This is a genomic window from Cohnella sp. (genome assembly GCF_041641335.1).
In the GTDB taxonomy this organism is placed as follows: domain Bacteria; phylum Bacillota; class Bacilli; order Paenibacillales; family Paenibacillaceae; genus Cohnella.
Genome location: NZ_JBEPYQ010000092.1, coordinates 1 through 20,806, shown reverse-complemented (window position 1 = coordinate 20,806; position 20,806 = coordinate 1). Strand labels below are relative to the sequence as shown.

The following is a 20,806-nucleotide window of genomic DNA, read 5'->3' as shown; positions in this document are numbered from 1 at the left end:
ACGATGAAATACCGTATTCGAGTAGCGGACAGTTCCGAGCGCGCGGCGGCGGCGCTGTCCTTCAGGGAGCTCCTCAATCAAATCTGCTGTCCGACCTTCGGACGGATCGGAGAAGAAAGGCTGGAAGAATTCGGGGCTATGTTCTTCCATCCGATGGAACGAGGCGAGCTTGAACGAATCATCGGGAAGTTCAAGGCTGGTTGCAAGCTTCCGCCTTTTATTGTCAGCGACTTGGAATGCGGGCCCGGCAACATGATCCTGGGCGCGACCAAGTTTCCCTACATGATGGGGCTTAGCCAGACGAATTCCGAGGAGCTTGCCTACGAAGCCGGCAAGATCGCCGCCCTCGAGGCGGGCGAGCTCGGATACAACTGGACGTTCTCGCCCGTAGCCGATCTGGCGGCCGACCCGGACAGTCCCGTCGTCGGTATGCGAAGCCCGGGAGTCCGTCCCGAACACGCGGTCAAGATGGCGGGCTCCTATATGGCGGGCTTGCAGGAAAACGGGATGATGGCGACGATCAAGCATTTTCCGGGGGACGGCTATACCTCTTGGGACCATCACTTGACAACGCCGTCGCTCCCGCTGGACAGAGCTGCCTGGTTTGACGGCCCCGGGCGCGTCTTTCAAGCTTTGATCGATCGGGGCGCAATGGCCTTGATGCCGGGCCATATCGCGCTGCCGGCCTTCGACGAGCCGGACGAGCGCGGGCTGTATCCTCCGGCGACGGTCTCGAAGCGGCTGCTGGTCGACCTGCTGCGCGGAGAACTGGGCTTCGAAGGGCTGATCGTGACGGATGCCATGGAGATGGGCGGCATCGTCGGCTATATGAATTACTATGACGCCTGCGCTGCGGCTTTGGAGAACGGCTGCGACATGCTCCTCTTCCCTCGAATGGACGAGCGGTTCTACGAGGAGATGGAACGAAGAGCGGAGAACGGAACGCTTAAGCTCGAAACGATGCGCAACCGGGCGGCCCGAATTATCGCGTTGAAGGAGCAGTTCGGTCTGTTCCGAGCCACGGAAGCTGCGCCGAAGCAGGTACCGGACCTTGCGGCACACGAAGCGGTTGCAAGGCAAGTCGTAGAGCGAGGCATCACGGTCGTGCGCGACCGGGAGGGGATTGTTCCGTTCCCGATCGGCAAGGAAACGAAGGTGCTGCATGCCGTCATTATGAACAATGCCGATCGGAACGAAGCGCTGCTCGCCAGCATGAAGCAGGCGCTTGGCGGCTTTACCGAGCAGGTCGAGCAGTGGATCGATCCGGGCCCCGACGCGTTATGCCACACCGCTGCCGAGAAGCGCTTCGACTTGATCGTCTGTTCGATCGGGAGCAGGCTGAGCTACGGCCTGAACGTCGTCCGTCTTCATGACGAAGTCGCTAGAAATATGATGGGCGGTTGGACGAAGATGGGTACCCCGATTATTTTCGTCTCGCATTTTCACCCGTTCGTCCATAAGGAGTACGAAGCATCCATCGATACTATCATCAACACGTACGGAGACATTGCATGCACCGTTCCATTACTCGTTCAGGGCATTGCGGGCGAGAAGGTTTTGAACCGGAATCTGCACGCGCACGATTGATCGGAATCGCACGAGGCTGTCCCTTAAGTGACTTTTAGGGGCAGCTCTTATCTTTTCACTCGAAGCAGCGCTACTCTTCCTCTCGACAAATTGCCGAATACGGCGGGAATAACGGTCTGCCGGACCGTTATTCGGAGCGTCGATGCGGATCTGGCAGGAATAACGGTCTGCCAGACCGTTATTCGGAGCGTCGATGCGGATCTGGCAGGAATAACGGTCTGCCAGACCATTATACGGAACGTAGATGCGGATTTGGCGGGTATAACGGTCTGCCAGACCGTTATACGGGACGTCGATGCAGGTTTGGCGGGAATAACGGTCTGCCAGACCGTTATACGGGACGTCGATGCGGATTTGGCGGGAATAACGGTCTGTCTAGGCGGATCATACGCAAGTCATAATAGGCTGGGAGGCTAAAACATGGGAAGCAAAATCGAAATGCAGTGGGAAGTCGGCTGGAGCGACAGCTTGTCGGAAGCGCCGAAGCGCTGGGTGCCCGCCATCGTGCCCGGCGCCGTCCAGCTGGACTGGGCGAACGCGGAAAATTGGGGAGATCATACGTACGGAGACAATTGGCGCCAATACGAGTGGATGGAGCGGAAATACTGGACGTACCGCTCCAAGCTGGAAACCCGACAGGCAGCAGGGGGGCGGCGGCTGATCTTCGTTTCGAAGGGCATCGATTATCATTTCCATATCCGCGCGAACGGCAGGACGATTCTGTCGCAAGAAGGCATGTTCACTCCCGTCGAGCTGGATCTCACGGAACGAATGGACGCCGATGGAAGAATCGAGCTGGAAATCGTCATCGAACCGGCCCCCAGGCTTGAAGGAGCGGAAGGGAGATCCCAGGCGGCCCATAGCTGCAAGCCCGCCGTCAGCTACGGCTGGGATTGGCATCCCCGGCTGATCCCGCTCGGCATATGGGACGAAACGTATGCGGAGGTCCGCTCGCAGGCGCACATCGCGCACGCCGAGGTCCGATACGAACTGAATTCCGATAGGAGTCGGGCGGAGTTGACGTTAAGCGCAAGATTTAACGGCGCCGGCACGGACGAATGCGTATGCGTATGGAAGGTTGCGGATCCGGAAGGAAATCCGGTGTTCGAGCGGACGATTCCGGTTGCGGGCGATTCCGTTCAAGCGGTCGGGACGATCGAACAGCCTCGCCTGTGGTGGCCTCACGATCAAGGCGATCAACCGCTCTATCGATCCGAGGTTTACTTGTCGGGGGCGGGTGAAGACGAGTGCGAAGCGGAAGTCCATCGACAAGCGATCGGTTTTAGAAAGGTCCGGCTGGTCGTTCACGAAGGAGGCTGGAAGGAGCCTTCGCAATTCCCGAAGAGCCGCAGCCTTCCTCCGATCACGATGGAGATCAACGGCCGGACGATCTTCTGCAAGGGGACGAACTGGGTTAATCCCTCGATTTTCCCGGGCACGATCTCTTCGGATGACTACCGCAGCCTTCTGGAACTGGCCAAGTCGGCGAATATGAATCTGCTCCGCGTCTGGGGCGGGGGAATCGTCAATAAGGAAGCTTTCTTCGAGCAATGCGACGTGATGGGACTGATGGTGTGGCAGGAGTTCCCCCTGGCTTGCAACCTGTATCCGGACACCCCCGAATATTTGCGCGTGCTGGATCAGGAATCCCGTTCGATCGTCGCCCGGCTTCGCAAGCATGCTTCTGTCGTCCTGTGGTGCGGGGGGAACGAGCTGTTTAACGCCTGGTCGAAGATGACCGATCAATCGCTGCCGCTTCGGCTGCTCAACGCCAACTGCTTCGAGCTGGATCCGGCAACGCCTTTCCTTATGACTTCGCCGCTGGAGGGTATGGGACACGGCCATTACATGTTCCGCTACCGTACGGGGGAAGACGTGCTGGAGGCGATGCCGAAGGCGAGCAACACCGCGTATACCGAATTCGGCGTCCCTTCGCCGGCCTCCGTCGAGCAGCTGCAAAGCTTTATTCCCGAGGACGAGCTTTTCCCGCCAAGACCGGGTACGGCATGGGAAAGCCATCATGCGTTACATGCCTTGTCTCCGGAAATGTGGCTGATGCAGGATCAGCTGGATGACTATTTCGGGCCTTACGAGACGCTGGAACAGCTCGTGGAATACGGTCAGCTGCTGCAATCGGAGGGCTACAAGTGCATCTATGAAGAAGCCAGACGGCAGAAGCCGAAATGCTCCATGGCGCTGAACTGGTGCTTCAACGAGGCTTGGCCCGCGGCGGCGAACAACAGCATCGTCATGTGGCCCGACAAGCCGAAGCCGGCCTATTACGCCGTACAAGCTTCGTGCAGGCCCGTTCTTGCGAGCGCTCGCATTCCGAAGTTCGTCTGGCGCGAGGGAGACTGGTTCGAGCCGGAGCTATGGCTGCTGAACGATAGCCCGGAAGAGGTGCCTGGCGGAAGGGTAGAAGCTTACCTGAAGCTGGGTTCGGACGAGCGCCGGCTGCTGCTGGCCTGGGATTATGACGGCTTGCAGGCAAACCGCAACCGAAGAGGGCCGACCGCGAGATTCCTGCTTCCGGCTGCAGACGCCGAAAGAATGGAGCTCGAGCTGGTCGTCGCGGGCCGTCCGGAGCTGAAATCCTCGTACACGCTCCTCTACAGGGCAAGCGACCGTCCGTCTCCGCCAAAGCGCGATGCCTTGAACTTCCAACAATCCTGATTCGGATCGCAGGAAACGAACGGCTTGCGTCCGCCGATCCGCAATTCGCGTAAAATCAGGCAAGGACCGCAAAATCGTCCCGTATCGAGGCGCTTACAGCCGCATCTATAATGAAAAGGCAAAGGACAAACCTGATGAAGCGAGGGGTACACATGGAAAAGAAAAAAACGGCAAAAATCGCGTCGGGCTTGCTGCTGGCGTCCGCGCTGACGCTTGGCGCTTGTTCGAATTCGACGAACGGAGGGAACGCCTCCTCCGCGCCTTCAAGCGAAACAGCGGGAGAGAGCAAGGGTGCGGCCTCGGCGGTAACCGGACCGCTGGGGAAATACGACCCTCCGATCGAAGTGACGACCGTGCGGGCCGTCAATCAAGCGTTCAAGTACGACGAGGGCAAGTCGATCGACAATAACATATGGACGGATATTTTCAAGGACCAATACGGCATCAACGTCAAAAATCTGTGGGTCGTAGACGAATCGCAATATCGCCAGAAGCTGAACATCTCCATTGCATCGGGCGACATTCCGGATTTCATGATGGTCAACAAAGAAGAATTGCTCAGACTGTCGGAGGAAGATCAGCTCGAGGATTTGACGACGCTGTTGGACCAGTACGGAAGCGACTACCTGAAAGAGCTGTTGAATCAAGACAACGGCACGGCGCTCAAGGCGGCTACGTACGAAGGCAAGCTGCTCGGCATTCCGCAGATGCAGGTGAACGGTGGGGTCAGCACGGCCGAGATGATCTACTTGCGCTACGATTGGCTGAAGAACCTGAATCTGCCGGAACCGAAGACGATCGACGACGTGATCAGGATCGCCACGGCCTTCGTCAAGGACGACCCCGATCGGAACGGCAAGAACGATACGCACGGCCTGGGGCTGAACAAGGATTTGTTCCAGGCGCACGGCACGGTGAAAGGCTTCTTCAACGGATTTAACGCGTATCCCGACATCTGGCTGAAGGATGACGCCGGCAACCTCGTTTACGGTTCGATTCAGCCGGAGATGAAGACGGCGCTGGAGAAGCTGAGCGAGCTGTATAAGCAAGGCATCATCGATCGCGAATTCACGGTCAAAGACTGGAACAAAATCGCGGAGGATATCGCTGGCGGCCGTCTGGGACTGGCCTACGGCACCGTATCCGACGGGGGGCACATCCACAGAGCGAACAAGGACAACAATCCGGACGCCGAATGGAAAGTCTACCCGATCGTATCGCCGGACGGAAGCCCCGTTCAACCTCAACTGAACGACACGGCCAACAACTTCTTCGTCGTGAAGAAAGGCGCCCAGCATCCGGAAGCGATGATTCAACTGGCGAACATTTACTTGGAGCACTATTACCTGACCAGCTACGCGCCCGATCCGAATCCGTTCATCTCCAGGGACAACGGCATTTTCCCGGGCAAGTACCATCCTGTTCTCATCGATCCGCTGAACGTCAATCTGGACGCGTTCCGACTCGTCCAAGAAGCGCTGGCCAAGAACGACGGCAGTCAGTTGGGCTTTCCCGCCAACGTTCATTACGATCGCCTCACCAAGTACGCGGAAGGAGACGAGACGATGTGGTTCTCGACGATCGTCTTCGGAGCGGAGGGCTCTTACAGCGTCATCGACCATTACGACCGGAACGGCGTAGGCATCTACAACGCGTTCCAAGGCGCGGCAACGCCGACCATGTCGGAGAAGATGGCTTCCTTGAAGAAATACCAGGACGAGACCTTCACGAAGATCATTATGGGCGAATCTCCGATCTCCGAATTCGACAAGTTCGCGAGCGAGTGGAAGAAGCTCGGAGGCGACCAGATCACGGAAGAAGTAAACGAAAGAAAGTAACAGCGCGATGTCGGCGAGAAGGCGAATGTTCGCCTTCTCCCTTACTTCTTGCCGGAGGAGACTGCAATGTTAAAAAAATGGCGGATACAAGCACCGTTGCACCTGATGCTGATTCCGGGCCTGATCGCGATTCTGATTTTCAGCTATATTCCGATGGCCGGAATCGTAATCGCGTTCCAGAAGTTCGTGCCGGTCAAAGGAATATTCGGATCGGAGTGGGTCGGACTCCAGCACTTTCGTTATATGATTCAGCTGCCCAACTTCACACAGATTTTGTGGAATACGACGTTTATCGCATCCATGAAAATCGTTGCGGGTATCGTCGTACCCGTGTCCATCGCGCTGCTATTGAACGAAATCCGCAAGGAAGCGTACAAGCGAACGATTCAGACGTTGATCTATTTGCCTTATTTTCTTTCGTGGGTCATTCTGAGCGGTATCCTGATCGATATTCTGTCGCCTAGCAGAGGCGTCGTGAACCAATTCATCGTATGGCTCGGCTTTGACAGCATCTTTTTCTTGGGAAGCAACGACTGGTTTCCCTATACGCTGGTCATTTCCAACGAATGGAAGGAATTCGGCTTCAGCACGATCGTGTATTTGGCCGCGCTGGCCGGCATCAATCCCGCGTTGTACGAAGCCGCGTTGGTGGACGGAGCGAGCCGATGGAAGCAGACGCTTCATATTTCCTTGCCGGGCATGATGCCGATCATCGTCCTCATGGCGACGCTCAGCATCGGAAACATTATGAACGCGGGCTTCGAGCAAGTCTTCAATTTGTATGGACCAGCCGTATACGAGAGCGGCGATATTATAGATACTTTCGTGTACCGGATCGGATTGGAGGAAGCGCAGTACGGCTTGGCCACCGCGGTCGGTCTGCTTAAGTCGGTCGTCTCGCTGCTACTGATCTCGGTCTCTTATTTTCTGGCTTACCGCTTTGCCAATTATCGTATTTTCTAAGGAGGTGCCCCTGTGAGCGGACATAAGTCGCCGACCTACCGGATATTTCAAATGCTGAATTATGGCTTTCTTACCGCCTTGGCGCTCCTGTGCGTGATGCCTCTGATCCATCTCTTCGCCGTATCGTTCAGTTCCAACTCCGCGGCGACTGCAGGCGAGGTATTCCTGTGGCCCGTTGAATTCACCACCAAGTCCTATGAGTTCGTGCTGACCGAATCGGCCTTCATGAACGCGATGGGGGTTACCCTCCTGAGGGTGCTGCTCGGCGTGACGATCAATATGACGATCACGATTCTGGTCGCGTACCCGCTGTCCAAGGATGCGAAGGCATTGGCGGGCCGGACGATCTACGTCTGGATCTTCGTCTTCACGATGCTGTTCAGCGGCGGAATCATTCCGATGTACATGACGATGCGTTTCCTCGGCCTTCTGGATACGATCTGGGTGCTTGTTCTGCATACGGCGGTGCCTGTATTCAATATCGTCATCCTGCTCAATTTCTTCCGGAACCTGCCGAAGGAACTGGAGGAAGCGGCCCTGATCGACGGCGCCGGCCATTGGCGGATCATGTGGGGAATCTTCGTTCCCTTGTCGTCGGCGTCCATCGCGACGGTAACGCTGTTCTCGATCGTCATGCATTGGAATGCCTGGTTCGACGGCATCCTGTTCATGAACTCCCCGGATCACTATCCGCTGCAGAGCTATCTGTATACCGTCGTGGTGGGCATTCAATCGATCATTAACAGTTCGACGGACATGGAGGTTCTCGCCATGGTTTCCGACCGTACGGCGCGGGCGGCCCAGCTCTTCGTCGGTTCGATCCCGGTGCTGCTCGTCTATCCGCTCCTTCAGCGCCATTTTACAAAAGGGATTGTCCTCGGAAGCGTGAAGGAGTAGCATAGGTTGTTAAAAGGAATGCGAGCGATCCGCTTCCTTCTTCAGAGAGGGGCGCAGGCATGCATCATCTATCTTCGAGAAAACGCATTTCGATTTTCGGCAAGCTCGTGCTTGCCTTTCTCCTCGTTATGACGCCTTTGCTCGTTTTGGGAGGGGTGATCAGCGACAAGGGAGCCGGAATCGTCGACAAGGAAATTTCGAAGTCGCTGCAGCAGCAGATCCAGTTTTATTTGCTGACGCTGGAAACGGAAATCGAACGTTTGGCGGCCCTGCAGCGGGAGTTCATGAACGACGAGGATTTGGACGCTCTTTCGTTGATGGTTCAGCGGATGTCGACGTATGAGCGGCTTTCCGCGGTAAAGCGGCTTCAGGCAAGGCTAAGAATGATCAAGGAATCCAGCGTGTATATCGCCAACGCAAGAGCCTACATTCCGTCTATTGAGCGCTTGGTGTCGTCGGACGGCGACGTCGCAAAGCTGGATCAGGAGATGCTGGACAAGGTGAAGCAAGGCTCGCTCAGTCCGGCGCATCCTTTCGCCCGCCAGAACGAACGGTTTTACATCCGCGAATACTACCCCAGCGCTTACAATCTGGAGCACCGCAATCCGAATTTTATTCTGGAACTGGAGCTGTCCGTCCCGGCTCTGTATCGATTTCTCGAGCGGCTGCCGGGCTATGACAGCGGCGGGGCTGCGCTCGTAAGCGAAAGCGCCGTCATCGTGAGCGGGAAGCATCGGGCTTCTTTCGGGAAAATACAGGAGAAGTGGAACGGAGAGCCTTACCGCTGGTTGAAGGATGGAACCGGGGACGCAAGCGGAGCGGTCGCTCGGACGTCCACGCTGGCGTTGGAGGACGGCGATTATTTGATCACCTCCCTCTACTCGCAGGCTCTTGATCTCCATCTCTTGGTATATGTGCCGGAGCGGGAGGTGATGGGGCCGCTCCTGAAATACCGAATGTATCTATGGATCGTCTTGGCGGCCGCCATTATCGTTATCCCAGTGTTCGCGTATTGGATCTACCGCATTATCCATCGGCCTCTGCGAAAGCTGGTAGGCGCATTCCGCAAAGTAGAGTCGGGGATCAAGCAGGTCGAAATCCGTCACGAGAGCAACGACGAATTCCGCTACTTGTACGAGAAGTTTAATGATATGGTCGCCCACTTGAACAAGTTGGTCTATGAAGTGTACGAGCAGAAGATCAGATTGCAGCAGTCGGAGCTGAAACAACTGCAATCGCAGATCAATCCCCATTTTCTCTATAACAGCTTTTACTTGATCTACCGGATGACCAAAGCCTACGATATCGACAACGCGACCCGGTTCACCCGTTTTCTCGGGGATTACTACCAATATATCACCAGGAACGGAAAGGACGAGGTCCGTCTGGAGGACGAGATGCGGCACGTCCGCTCCTACATTGAAATCCAATCGATCCGTTTCGGCGATCGAATCCGCGTGGAAATGGAAGAGACGCCGGAGCAGGTGCGCGAGCTTCAAGTCCCTCGGCTTATTCTCCAGCCAATAGCGGAAAACGCTTATCAGTACGGATTCGGCGGCGATATGGACGAGTGCCTGCTCCGGATCGGCTTTCGGCAGGAGCGGACTTCTGCCGGGGAACCCGCTGCGGTCGTCTTTATCGCGGATAACGGCGCAGGCATGACGGCGGAGCAGTTGGAGCAATGGCGAAGAAAGCTTGCGCAAGGAACGCACGAAACCGAAATAACAGGCTTGCTGAACGTGCATCGGAGGCTCAGGCTGAAGTTCGGGGATTCCGCCGGTATCAGACTGGATATAGAAGGAGAAGGATTGACGGTCTCCGTAGTGCTTCCGCTGTCCGATTCGGAGACGACGGAACCGTCCATCGACATCGAGGAGGGCCAATCATGATGAACGTGCTGATCGTGGACGACGAGCCGCTCGCCGTGAACTATCTGGTGGAGGCGCTTGCCGATATGCCGAAACTGCAGCTTAATGTGACCAAGGCGTATTCAGGCAAAGAGGCGCTGGCCAAGCTAGGCCCCGGCAAGGTCGATATTCTGCTGACGGATATTCGCATGCCCGGCATGAGCGGCATGGAGCTGGCGGACGCGATTCTGGCGACAAGTCCGAGGTGCCGGGTTATCTTCCTCACGGGCTATAACGACTTCGATTACGTGCAGACCGCGATGCGCAAAGGCGGGGTCGATTACGTGCTGAAGACCGAAGGGGACGGGGCGATCGTTAGCGCCCTTGAGAAGGCGATCGCCGATATCGAATCGGAATTAAACGACAAGCAGATCATGCAGAAGGCCCGACAGCAGGTTCACCTGGCCTTGCCGTCGCTGCGCCGGGATTACTTGATCGACTTCCTTCAGGGAGATGTCGATAGTCTGGCCGCCCGAAAGAAACGTTTCGCCGAGTTGGACATCGACCTCGATCCGGAGCGTCCGGTGTGCGCGATGCTCGGGCGAATCGACGCGTGGGGCTCGTTCTCGGCACCCGCGGATCGGGCGCTGCTGTTCTACTCCATCTACAATATCGCGGAGGAGTACTTCCAATCGGACTTGCGTTTCGTCTTCTTCCAGTACGACCGTACGCGCACGGTATGGCTGCTTCAACCGAAAAGGGGAGAATCGATGGAAAGCGCGCAGAAAGCGATCGGCGACGGGGCCGAACGGATTCAGACCGCCTGCAAAAGCATGCTGCGCATCCCGTTTTCCATCGCGCTGTCATTACGGCCAGTAAGCTGGGAGGATGCCGGGAGCCTGCTTGAGGACCTGAAGCTGCAATTAACCTTCTGCATGGCCGCCGGCGAAGAGGTTTTGATGACGGAATCTGCGGATAGAGAGGAGGACGAAAGGCGAGGGTCCAGCTCGCTGCTGTTGGAAATCGGCCGCCTCCGGTCCAATATTCATAAGCTGGATTTGCTGGAATCTTCGATGGATAACGGGCAAACCGAAGAACTTAAACAGCTATACGAAAGCTTGTTTCGGGTAAAGGGGGAGCTGTTCGCCAGCGAAGAGGGCAAGTGGCTCGGGCTTGAACTGTTCTCCCATCTCTCCGCGTTTTTCTTGACCTATCTGAATAAAAGGAAGCTGATCGACGCGGTGGAGGCCGACGTTCAAATCGATAAAATCTACAATCCGAACCAGCATGCGGGGCTGGAGGCGATGCTGGCGTTTTTCGGAGAGCTCGGCGTCCGCATTGCGGAGCATAACGGCAAGCTCCAGAAGGAACGCAGCCACGGGATCGTCGATCGCATCCACAGCTACGTTCACCAATTTCTGCATGAAGAGCTTTCGCTGACGAAGCTGGCCGAGATCGTTTATTTGAGCCCGCCGTACCTTTCCCGGATGTATAAGCAAATGACCGGTCAGGGGCTGCTGGAGTACATTAACGAAACGCGAATTCAGAGAGGGAAGCTGCTTCTTAAGCAATCGGATAAAAGAATTCACGATATCGCTTCGGAAGTCGGATTCGAATCCGCTCCTTACTTCACGAGGCTGTTCCGCAAGAAAATGGGCATGACGCCGCAGGAGTACCGGGAGTCCGTCAAGGGAATGGATTCTTTATGATCTCAACGCAGCCGCTTAGGCTGCGTTCAATCATTGGCCGTTCTTTTTCTCGAATTCGTAATTTCCACTGAACAAATTATCGTCGTGAAACGCGACGAGCAGCAGATCGTAATGCTCGTTCGCAAGAACGTTACGCAAGCTGAATTCCGAATAATAACGATTATCGAGAACGGTCAGCTTGCGAAAATGCCGGGCCAAGTACGGGGTAAGAGGATTCATATACGAATCCTTCAACAGCAGAACATTTAACTCGTTGTTCGCCCTTGCATTCTCGTAAACGATTTTTTGCCTGTCGCCCCCGTAGATGGAGCCGTAAGTATACGCGCTTTGACCTCGCTTGAATCCGTAAAACTCGTTAAAATCCAGGGGGGGGTGCGTGCCGTCCTTGTTAACGACTTCAAACCGAGTTAATTCGAGCGGGGTTCGGGGCTCGTAGATCGTCGTTCGATCCGCTTGATCGGGATTGACGGCATCGTTAATCTGACTATTGTAGCTCCCTTCGAATCGGCCATCCGTCAGTTGCCCGACGTCGATCTCATTCAAAGACATAGGAACATCCTCAAATAGAGGCGACCGTTCGGAGAGCTGTGCGATCATTTCCTGGTAAGCGATGAACGCGCCTGCGATATTCCAGTGATGGTCAGTCTCCAGGTACAACTGTTCCCGCTCCGCATTCGTAAAAGAATCGAATCGTTTCCCCGTATCCACGACGTTCACATATTTCTCTAATTTCGATAAAAAATACTCCTTGGATCTGTCATACGAATCGGTTCGCAAAAAAGGCGGGTACAGGTGCATCAGCGCCTTGGTCCTTGACGGGTTGAAGATGAAATACGATTCCGTCCCTTGATCCGCGGCGAACTTGACCGCTTCGTTCAGCTTATGCGCTGCCGCATCGATATTCTGCATATAGACGGCCTTGCCGGGGAGAGGAAGAATCCACTTCTGATTAATCAGCACAAGCTTGGATAGGATGCGCGCATCCTCGACCGGCGTGCCGTCTTCCGGTTTCTGCGGCGAGTTGGCGCGGAACAAGTTTTCGAACAGCATCACGTCGAAAATCTTGGATCCCTGCTGCTTCTGATACAGGGCAACCAACTGGTCGCGCAACGCAATTTGGTCGTTCAAATATTGATTCATCTCTTTGAAGAACGTTCCCGACGTAATGGAGTCGATCCGGGAATCAGGCCGTGCGGCTAACGCTCGATTTTCGCTTGCCGAGAAGTTCCTGTCCGGCATCAGGAGGCTGGCCAACGAGAAGCCGCCAATAATCGTTAGGAATGCAGCGATGTATAAGACCGATGTCGATTTATTCATAGTCATTCTCCCTTATGAATGCTAGAATCGGAAATACAAGAAAGGGTTGTACGACGAATTAATCAGGTGCAAGATCACTTCAGCGAACAAGGTGAAGTAGAATACGAACGAAGCGGCCGCTTGTATTCCGCCTAACCGCGGACTGGACCGCAGCTCTCGCAATTTCGAAAACAATGGCGTAGCCGCAATAACAGCAAGGATAAGATAGTGCCAATTCATATAGAGCAGCGAGAGCGCTTGGGCGTCAAATAGCCCGTTGCCGCGCCAATTGAACATCGAAGCCATAAAAGCGGTGGCGTAGCCAAAATCGTCGGCCCGAAAAAACACCCAACCCATCATGACAAGCACCAGCACGACGGCGTGATTCAAGGGAAAAAGCTTGGACAACAGCTTTTCCAGACCGGCTTTTTCCAGCGCGATCAGGACCCCGAAGTAGAGGCCCCAAGCTGCGAAAGTCCAACTGGCCCCGTGCCAGAGCCCCGTTAGCGTCCACACGATAAACAAGTTGCGGTACATCTCCCAACGAGCGACCCGGCTTCCTCCGAGAGGAATATATACGTAATCCCTGAACCAACTGCCCAAGGAAATATGCCAGCGTCGCCAAAATTCCGATATGCTCTTCGATATATAGGGATATTTGAAGTTTTCCGCGAATTCGAATCCAAACATTTTACCCAAACCGATTGCCATATCGCTGTACCCCGAGAAATCGAAATAAATTTGCAGCGTATATGCGATAATTCCGATCCAAGCGCTTCCGGCCGACAGATCGTCCGCCGATGTCAGGAACACATTGTCCGCGACTAATCCGAGAGGATTCGCCAGCAGAATTTTTTTGGAGAGGCCCAGTATAAAGCGTTGAATCCCTTCGGCGAATTGCTCGGAAGAGAATGCGCGCCGGTCAAGCTGCTGAGCGACGGCATCGTAACGAATAATAGGGCCGGCTACAAGCTGCGGGAAAAAGGTGATGTACAGCGATAATTTGAAGAGATTCCGCTGAGCTTCTTCTTTTTTTCGGTATACATCGATCAAGTAGCTTAACGCATGGAACGTATAAAAAGATATGCCAATCGGCAGAGGAATCGGCTGCAGTTCAAGATTCGTTTTCAAGGCTGAATTGACGAAGTCGACCGTAAAGTTCGCGTACTTAAAAAAGCCCAGAAGACCGATATTCATAACGATCGCAAACGAAAGGACGAACGCTTTGTTCTTGTCGCGCTGCGATCGATCCAACCAGATCCCATAACCGTAGTTCAGGAGTATGGACACGATCATCAAAAGGACATATCTCGGTTCGCCCCAGGCATAGAAGACGAGGCTGAATAGTAGGAGAATGGTATTTTTCAATTTGAACGGCACGGCGAAATAGAGCGCAAGAACAAGCGGCAGAAAGAAAAATATAAAGCTGACCGAGCTAAAAACCAAAACCGATTTCTCCTTATCCTCGATGTGAACAGCTGCTAGATGAAAAAAACAATAATACAGCTCATCCCTAAGGTTGTCAAATTACAATATCCGGCTGTATGCCGCCGCGCGAGCTTCGTCATTTTTTAGTGAAAAGAGAAAGGAATCTTGCAATAGTCGGATAGGCAGATGGGAAGCAGACCGCCTGAACGTCAATCCGTCCTGTCGCATGGCTGCTGCATGGTATAAGTCCAAGCTCTTCCTACATACGGTAGGGGTAAGGAAAAATTTCCGGTAAAATCCTAACGGATCACAACTGCTATAGGAGGGTGTGCCAATGGGCAGAGCTTACTTCAATTCGGCCGTCAAGGGCGCGATTATGGGGGCCTCGATGACCGGCGGTTGGCTCTTGGCCGACCTGCTGCTTCCGGAGCCTTGGGGAGACGTCGTCTTATTCGCGGCAATGGCAGTGGTGAACGTCGGCATCGGATGGAAGCTCGGAAAGCTGTACGATCAACAGGAGGCCAAGGAGGCGGCGGCTGCCGAAGCCCTCGATGCCAAGAGCGCGCCGAATTGACGATCGCACCCTCGGAAACGAAAACAGCGCGGCGCAGCATCACTCTTACGGATATCATGGATAGAACCGCCAAGGGAATCCGAATCCTTGGCGGTTTTTTCGTGCGTACGGATCTGACTTAATTGACATCGGATTGGAAATACCATAATCAGCGGATATTGCGTGAAGCTGGATGATTCATGAGCCGCGAAACCGTACATTAGACGTTGGGGGTTACGACCGTGAAAAAAACGCATGCCCTAATCGGAGCGGCGCTGGCTTTATTATTGGCGATCAGCGCCTGCACGAGGAACGACAACGAAGCTTCACCTACGCCGACGCCGGAACAGACCGCTACGACTCCGCCGACCGCAACCGGAGCGACCGGCGCATCCTTCGATAATTGGGGCTCTTACGGGTATACGTTGGCCAATACTCGGCATGTCCCTTTCACCGAGATTACCGCCGAGAACGTCCAGGATCTGGGCGTCATCTGGTCTGCGGACTTGAAGGCGCTGGACAAGGACGTCAAGAACGGGAACCAGTCTTATCCGGTCGTCGTCGACGGCGTCGTCTTCGTCACGACGGCGGGCAATCAGGTGTTCGCGTTCGATGCCGTAACCGGCAATCAAATATGGCACTGGAAACCGACGGCCGAGCAAGCGGCGACGTTCGCCAAGGCGGGCATTATCGCGAACCGCGGCGTTGCGGTCGGGGCAGGCAAAGTGTTCACGCTTGCGATCGACAATTCGCTCATTGCCCTGGATCAGAAAACCGGCGAGCTGGTCAAGATGATCAAGCTGTCCGACTATATCGACGGGGTCACGCTGGAGAACGGGTACTACGAGACGACCGCTCCCCAGTATTACAAAGGCAACGTCTATATCGGAAGCAGCGGCGGCGACAACGGCGTTCGCGGTTTCGTCGCCGCGTTCAGGGCGAGCGACTTGACGCCGGCCTGGGATTCCCCGTTCTGGACCGTGCCGCCCAAAGGCCAGGATTGGCTGGCGAACAGCAGATTTCAAGGGGGCGGGGCGGTCTGGAATCCGGTTGCGATCGACGAAGAAACCGATCTCGTGTACTTCGCGACGGGCAATCCGGCTCCGGACTTCTACGGGGCCAACCGGCCGGGAGACAATCCCCACACCGACTCGGTCGTGGCCGTGAACGCGATGACCGGCAAGCTCGTCTGGTCCCGGCAGGAAGTCAGCCATGACTTGTGGGACTACGACGCGGCGGCATCTCCGATGATCATCAACGCAACGGTCAAAGGGGAGAAGAAGAAGCTCGTCGTCCAAGGGGGAAAGTCCGGACTGTGGTTTGCCTGGGACGCCGCTACGGGAGACGTCGTGTGGGACGGCATTCCGTTCGCCAAGATCGATCATCCGAAGCCGACGGCCGAAGGGGTGGTCGGGTATCCGGGAGTGCTGGGCGGGGAAAATTACGCGCCCGAATCCTACGATCCCGCGACGAATTACGTCTTGATTCCGGGCATCGAGCAGCCGTCGATCTTCAAAGCAGCGAAGAACGAAGACGAGGCGGCTACTCCGGACTTCCCAGGGGCCGCGGCTTTCGGCACGGTGGTCGAAGAGGTGCCGGATGTCAAAGGATACGGCACGATTACCGCGATCGACGTGGATACGGGCAAGCAAGCCTACCAGATCAAGACGGCGGATCAGCAGCGCGGCGGCTTGACGAGCACAGGCTCGGGGCTGGCGTTCTTCGGCGAGCTGGACGGCAAGCTCAATGCGCTGGACGTTAAGGCGGGCAAGGTGATCTGGACGTTCCAGACGAGCGGAGATAACGTGCAGTCCGCGCCTTCGATCTTCAAGGTCGACGGCAAAGAATACGTCGTCGTCACGACGGGAGGAGCCAAACCGAAAGTGCACATGTTCGGGCTGGGCGGCGACAAGACGCAAGGCTCGGCCGGAGAAGCCGACACGGGCGGAGCGCACTCGGCTCAATAAGGGGATTGCATACGTGAGCAAAATGACTAAGATGAGGTTGTTCGTGCTGCTCACCGCGGCTGCAGCCCTCTGGACCGGCACTTGCGCCGGGGCGAACGCGCCGGCGCAAGCTCCTCAAGCGCGAATCGAGCTTGAGAAGGCTTCCTTCACCGTTAAGACCTGGCGGACGGACGGCTCCCACATCGCTGCCGTCAAGGGCAAGCTCACTTGCGGCGGACAGCCGGTCGCGGGCGCCGAACTGCAGACCGGGCTGAATAAGAGAAGGCTTCGGTCCGGAGAGGACGGCTCCTTCGACCTGCAAGTCGACCGCAGCCTGCTCGCTTATGCGCCCGTCCGGTTCGTATCGGCAAATAAGGCGAAGATTGCGGGAAAGCCGATCGGGCAACGGGAGGTGGACGGGCTGTCGTCCGCCTTCGCCGCGATTACCGTCTATCACCCGATCCAGGTAATCGGGGAGAAGCCTGACGAAGCGGATGCGAGCAGGGTTAACGTGCAGGCGCGGATCAGAAGCGAGGCAGATGACGCGATATCCTTCTTCCAGGTCGACAAGTATCGGATTGCCGGCCGGGTGGAGGATGCGGACGGCAACCCGGTGAAGGGAGCGGTCGTATGGATCGACCGGGACCGGGGGGAAGGCTTCGCCAAATCGACTCCGACGGACGGAGACGGGAAATACGAGATGTTTTACTGGCCGGAAGAGGAGGAGACGAACCTTACCGTGATCGTCGGGTCGCGCCGGTACGCGCTGCCCGAAGGCAAGGCGTTCGTTCTTCCCCGGCGCACCAGCGTCGATATCCGGATTCGACTGCCGCGGGAAGGCGCGATCATCGACGATAAGCCGCCGACGCTGATGTGCGAGACGGCGAAGGGAGCGACGTACTCGGGCCTGTTGGCGGGACTCGACGTTCCGCCCGAGGTGCCCTACACCGTGACGATCCCCGATCGGGACGGACGCTTCGTATTGACCGTCGCGAAGGATGTGTGGGAGCAGCGCCCGGCATTGTTCGAAACGCGGCTGACGAAGTTCGTCGGGCAAGAGAAGGTGTTAAAAGCCGGGGACGCGCTGCCCGTCGGTTTCGTGGTTGCGAACGATTATGATCCGAGGGTGATTCCGTCGGCTTCCTGAGCCGGCGGGATCTCGTCCGGCAGGTGCGCCATGTAAAATCGAAACCAGTTGCCGTAGACGAAAAGCTCGACATCCTCCTCCCGGTAATGCTTCAACAGAAGATTCACCAATCGATCGTATTTGCCCGCGTGCTCCAGGCCAACGAGCCATTGCCGGATTCCGTCGAAGTCGGAGCCGAATCCGATATGGCGCTTGCCGCCGAGGGAGCAAATATGGTCGATATGGAAGAGGATTTTGTCCATGGAGACCGGTTGCTCATCGCTTACGAACGGCGGAACGAACGTGATTCCGATGACGCCTTCCGCCGCTACCAGGGCGCGAATCTGGGCATCCGTCAAGTTTCTCATTCGAGGACTGATCGCGCTTGCGTTGGAATGGGAAGCGATAACCGGCTTGCGGGACGTCTCCAGAAGCTCCCAGAACCCGTTCTCGGAGAGATGGGAAACGTCCATGATCAAGCCCAGCCGGTTGCATTCCCGGATTAAATCGAGTCCCGCCGCGGTAAATCCGCCCTTTCTCGGCTCGAGGACGCCGTCTGCGGCCCAGTTGGCGCGGTTCCAGGTGATGCCGACCGTCGTTACCCCGAGCCGCTGCAGAATGCGAAGCAGGCCCAAGCTTCCATGCAGGGAATCGACCCCTTCCAGAGCCAGCAGCGCGCCGATCCGGTTCTCGTTCGAAACTAGCCGCAGATCGGCTTTCGTGCGGATAAACCGTATTTGCGGCTCCCGAAGAATGCGTTCGTGGAACAGGTCGATGCTTTCCAGGACGAGACGGAAATCGCCGGAATAGCGTTCGGGCAAATAAATGGCAAAATTCTGAACGGCGATGCCCGATGCCAGCATTCTCTCCAGCGTAACGTCCAGACCGTCTTGGCCATGGGCGAAGTCAAGCTCCGGGTTTTCCAGCAGCTTGCTGAGCACATCGCAATGGGCGTCGAATATGTTCATTCGCCGATCACCTGCCTCGGTAAGAATAGACGGACAAGCCGGCATCCCCATGCGCGGCGGCGTGAACCCGATCCGCGACGATGCCGCGGTGAGGAGACCGTACGCACACAGGGTCGGCCGCCCGCGCGTCGCCGGTCAACAGAAAGGCTTGGCAGCGGCATCCGCCGTAATCGAGCTCTCGCCGCTCGCAGCTTCTGCAGGGCTCCGGCATCCAGTCATAGCCCCGATAAGCGTTAAAGGAAGGAGAATCGCGCCAGATCCAGGCCAGCTCGCGCTCCTTCACGTTTTCGAAAGACAGCGTCTGTATGTCCGACGCCGCCGTGCAGGGGAGAACCCGACCGTCCGGCGCGACCGTCAGCGACAGCTGGCCCCAGCCGCCCATACAAGGCTTCGGAAACTCTTCGTAATAATCCGGTAAGATCCATAAAAGTTCGATGCGATCGCCGAAGCGCTCCTGAGCTCTCGCGTAGGCGGCTTCGGCTTCTTGAAGCTGCTCTCTTCTCGGGAGCAGTTGCCGGATGTTGCGCATAGCCCATCCGTAATATTGGGCATTGGCCAGCTCCAGCCGCTCCGCGCCCCATGACGCGCAAAGCTCGACGATCTCTCCGAGCAGATGAAGGTTGGCCCGATGGAGCACGACGTTCATGTGCAGGGGGAGACCAGCGGCGCGAATTCGCCGGGCGGCTTGCCGTTTCAGTTCGTGAGCCGGGAAACCGGCAATCGAGTCGGCGAGCTCCGCAGAGGCGGCCTGCACGCTAAGCTGAATGCTGTCTACGCCCGCCTCAGCGAGCCGACTGGCGCGCTGATCCGTTAATCCGACGCCGCTCGTGATGAGATTGACATAGAGGTCCAGTTCGCGGGCGCGGCGGACGAGCCGCTCCAGATCGGGGCGCAGCAGAGGCTCTCCGCCCGTGAAATGGATTTGCGCGACTCCCAGCTCGCTTGCCTGTTCCAATACGTTCAGCCACATGTCGGTCGGCAGCTCGTTCTCTTTTTTCTGCAGCTCGACCGGATTCGAGCAGTAGGGACAGCGGAGCGGGCAGCGATGCGTAAGTTCCGCGGTCAACGCGTACGGCAGGCTTACGGGCATCACTCGATCCACCCTCTATCCGCAGACGCAGCGAGAAATTCGACGATATCGTTTTCGAGTCCGCTCTGGCCGTATTTCGTCTCGAGTTCCCCGATCATCTGCACAATCGTGCGCTGCCCGTCGCAGAGCCGGAGAATCGCTCCCGCCGCCTCGTTAAGCTCCACGACCCGCTCCGGCAGCAGCAGCAGCTCGGTCTGGCGGGCTTTGTCGTATTTCATGCGGCCCGGACTTCGCAGTCTCGGCCTTTCCGACAGCGCCCGGGAGCTCATCGCCCGTTCTCCCTGTCAGGGAAGGCCAAGCTTAATGCGTCCAGGAGCGCCCATAGGACGTCGCACTTGAACCGCAAAGCCGAGATCGCCTGCTCCTGTTCGGCGCGATTGCCGCATTCGCGCAAAACGAGGCTTAAGCCGTGATCCGCGTCGCGGGGCGCTTGGTGAAGCCGGGCCTGGAAGTAGGCCAAACCTTCGGGACGAATCCAGGGATATAGCTGCTCGAATACGCCGATCCGCTTGGAGACGAGAGTCGGCGCGAACAATTCCGTCAGGGAGGAGGCGACGGCGATCGGCCACGGCTGCAGCCTGCAGAAATTCACGTAGGCGTCGACGGCGAAGCGGACGGCCGGAAGGACGCGGCGTTCGTCCAGCATTTCCTCTCTCGGAATGCCGGCGGCTTCGCCCAGCCGAACCCACGCCTCGATTCCGCCGTCCTCGCCTTCCCGGCCGTCATGGTCGATAATTCGCTGAATCCACTCGCGGCGTTCCTCCCGGGACGGCAGCTTGGCGAGGATTAACGCGTCTTTGACCGGAATGTTCTTCTGATAGTAGAAGCGGTTGGCGATCCATGCCCGAAGCTGGGCGGGGGAGAGCTTGCCTTCGTGCATGGCGA

Annotated in this window: 16 protein-coding genes; 10 read left to right on the top strand and 6 right to left on the bottom strand. The window is 56.7% G+C overall.

Features of this window, described 5'->3' with window-relative positions:
• Positions 1–3: 3 nt before the first annotated feature.
• The 7 genes from ACESLM_RS24345 to ACESLM_RS24315 all read left to right on the top strand — a co-directional run bounded on the left by ACESLM_RS24345 (position 4) and on the right by ACESLM_RS24315 (position 11,514).
• Positions 4–1,587, top strand: a complete 1,584-nt coding sequence (locus tag ACESLM_RS24345) for a glycoside hydrolase family 3 protein (protein ID WP_372635486.1) — start codon at positions 4–6, stop codon at positions 1,585–1,587.
• Between the two features lie 420 nt (positions 1,588–2,007).
• Positions 2,008–4,260 (top strand): glycoside hydrolase family 2 protein, encoded by a 2,253-nt coding sequence (locus ACESLM_RS24340; protein WP_372635483.1) that lies wholly within the window; start codon positions 2,008–2,010, stop codon positions 4,258–4,260.
• Positions 4,261–4,412: 152 nt separating this feature from the next.
• Positions 4,413–6,098 (top strand): extracellular solute-binding protein, encoded by a 1,686-nt coding sequence (locus ACESLM_RS24335; protein ID WP_372635480.1) that lies wholly within the window; start codon positions 4,413–4,415, stop codon positions 6,096–6,098.
• A 66-nt stretch (positions 6,099–6,164) separates the two neighbouring features.
• Positions 6,165–7,061: an ABC transporter permease gene (locus ACESLM_RS24330; RefSeq protein ID WP_372635476.1), complete on the top strand. Its 897-nt coding sequence runs from the start codon at positions 6,165–6,167 to the stop codon at positions 7,059–7,061.
• A 51-nt stretch (positions 7,062–7,112) separates the two neighbouring features.
• Positions 7,113–7,958, top strand: a complete 846-nt coding sequence (locus ACESLM_RS24325) for a carbohydrate ABC transporter permease (protein WP_372635516.1) — start codon at positions 7,113–7,115, stop codon at positions 7,956–7,958.
• 59 nt (positions 7,959–8,017) lie between these two features.
• On the top strand, positions 8,018–9,847 hold the full coding sequence (locus tag ACESLM_RS24320; protein WP_372635472.1) for a histidine kinase: 1,830 nt from the start codon (positions 8,018–8,020) through the stop codon (positions 9,845–9,847).
• A complete protein-coding gene (locus ACESLM_RS24315; RefSeq protein WP_372635469.1) occupies positions 9,844–11,514 on the top strand; it encodes a response regulator transcription factor in 1,671 nt (556 codons plus the stop codon). Before ACESLM_RS24320 ends, ACESLM_RS24315 begins: the two co-directional genes overlap by 4 nt.
• A gap of 30 nt (positions 11,515–11,544) precedes the next feature.
• Here ACESLM_RS24315 and ACESLM_RS24310 read toward each other — a convergent pair whose 3' ends face one another.
• Together ACESLM_RS24310 and ACESLM_RS24305 are read right to left on the bottom strand one after the other, a co-directional pair.
• Positions 11,545–12,831: a DHHW family protein gene (locus ACESLM_RS24310; protein ID WP_372635466.1), complete on the bottom strand. Its 1,287-nt coding sequence runs from the start codon at positions 12,829–12,831 to the stop codon at positions 11,545–11,547.
• Positions 12,832–12,852: 21 nt separating this feature from the next.
• Positions 12,853–14,256, bottom strand: a complete 1,404-nt coding sequence (locus tag ACESLM_RS24305) for an MBOAT family O-acyltransferase (RefSeq protein ID WP_372635463.1) — start codon at positions 14,254–14,256, stop codon at positions 12,853–12,855.
• A 316-nt stretch (positions 14,257–14,572) separates the two neighbouring features.
• Here ACESLM_RS24305 and ACESLM_RS24300 point away from each other — a divergent pair, with 316 nt between their 5' ends.
• From ACESLM_RS24300 to ACESLM_RS24290, 3 genes are all read left to right on the top strand, one after another.
• Entirely contained in the window at positions 14,573–14,812 is a 240-nt protein-coding gene (locus ACESLM_RS24300) for a hypothetical protein (protein WP_094046713.1), read from the top strand.
• Between the two features lie 221 nt (positions 14,813–15,033).
• Positions 15,034–16,758, top strand: coding sequence for a pyrroloquinoline quinone-dependent dehydrogenase (locus ACESLM_RS24295; protein ID WP_372635459.1), 1,725 nt, complete (start codon positions 15,034–15,036; stop codon positions 16,756–16,758).
• A 13-nt stretch (positions 16,759–16,771) separates the two neighbouring features.
• Complete coding sequence (locus ACESLM_RS24290) at positions 16,772–17,884, top strand: carboxypeptidase regulatory-like domain-containing protein (RefSeq protein WP_483862606.1); 1,113 nt, start codon at positions 16,772–16,774, stop codon at positions 17,882–17,884.
• Here the strand turns inward: ACESLM_RS24290 and ACESLM_RS24285 are convergent.
• The 4 genes from ACESLM_RS24285 to pqqC all read right to left on the bottom strand — a co-directional run.
• Positions 17,851–18,831 (bottom strand): dipeptidase, encoded by a 981-nt coding sequence (locus tag ACESLM_RS24285; RefSeq protein ID WP_372635456.1) that lies wholly within the window; start codon positions 18,829–18,831, stop codon positions 17,851–17,853. The two genes, ACESLM_RS24290 and ACESLM_RS24285, sit on opposite strands and share 34 nt — an antisense overlap.
• Before the next feature lie 7 nt (positions 18,832–18,838).
• Positions 18,839–19,921, bottom strand: a complete 1,083-nt coding sequence (pqqE, locus tag ACESLM_RS24280; RefSeq protein WP_372635510.1) for a pyrroloquinoline quinone biosynthesis protein PqqE — start codon at positions 19,919–19,921, stop codon at positions 18,839–18,841.
• Entirely contained in the window at positions 19,921–20,190 is a 270-nt protein-coding gene (pqqD, locus tag ACESLM_RS24275; RefSeq protein ID WP_372635453.1) for a pyrroloquinoline quinone biosynthesis peptide chaperone PqqD, read from the bottom strand. The genes pqqE and pqqD overlap by 1 nt, the downstream gene beginning before the upstream one ends.
• The coding region (pqqC, locus tag ACESLM_RS24270) for a pyrroloquinoline-quinone synthase PqqC (protein WP_372635450.1) at positions 20,187–20,806 on the bottom strand (620 nt) is incomplete at its 5' end. The genes pqqC and pqqD, both read right to left, overlap by 4 nt.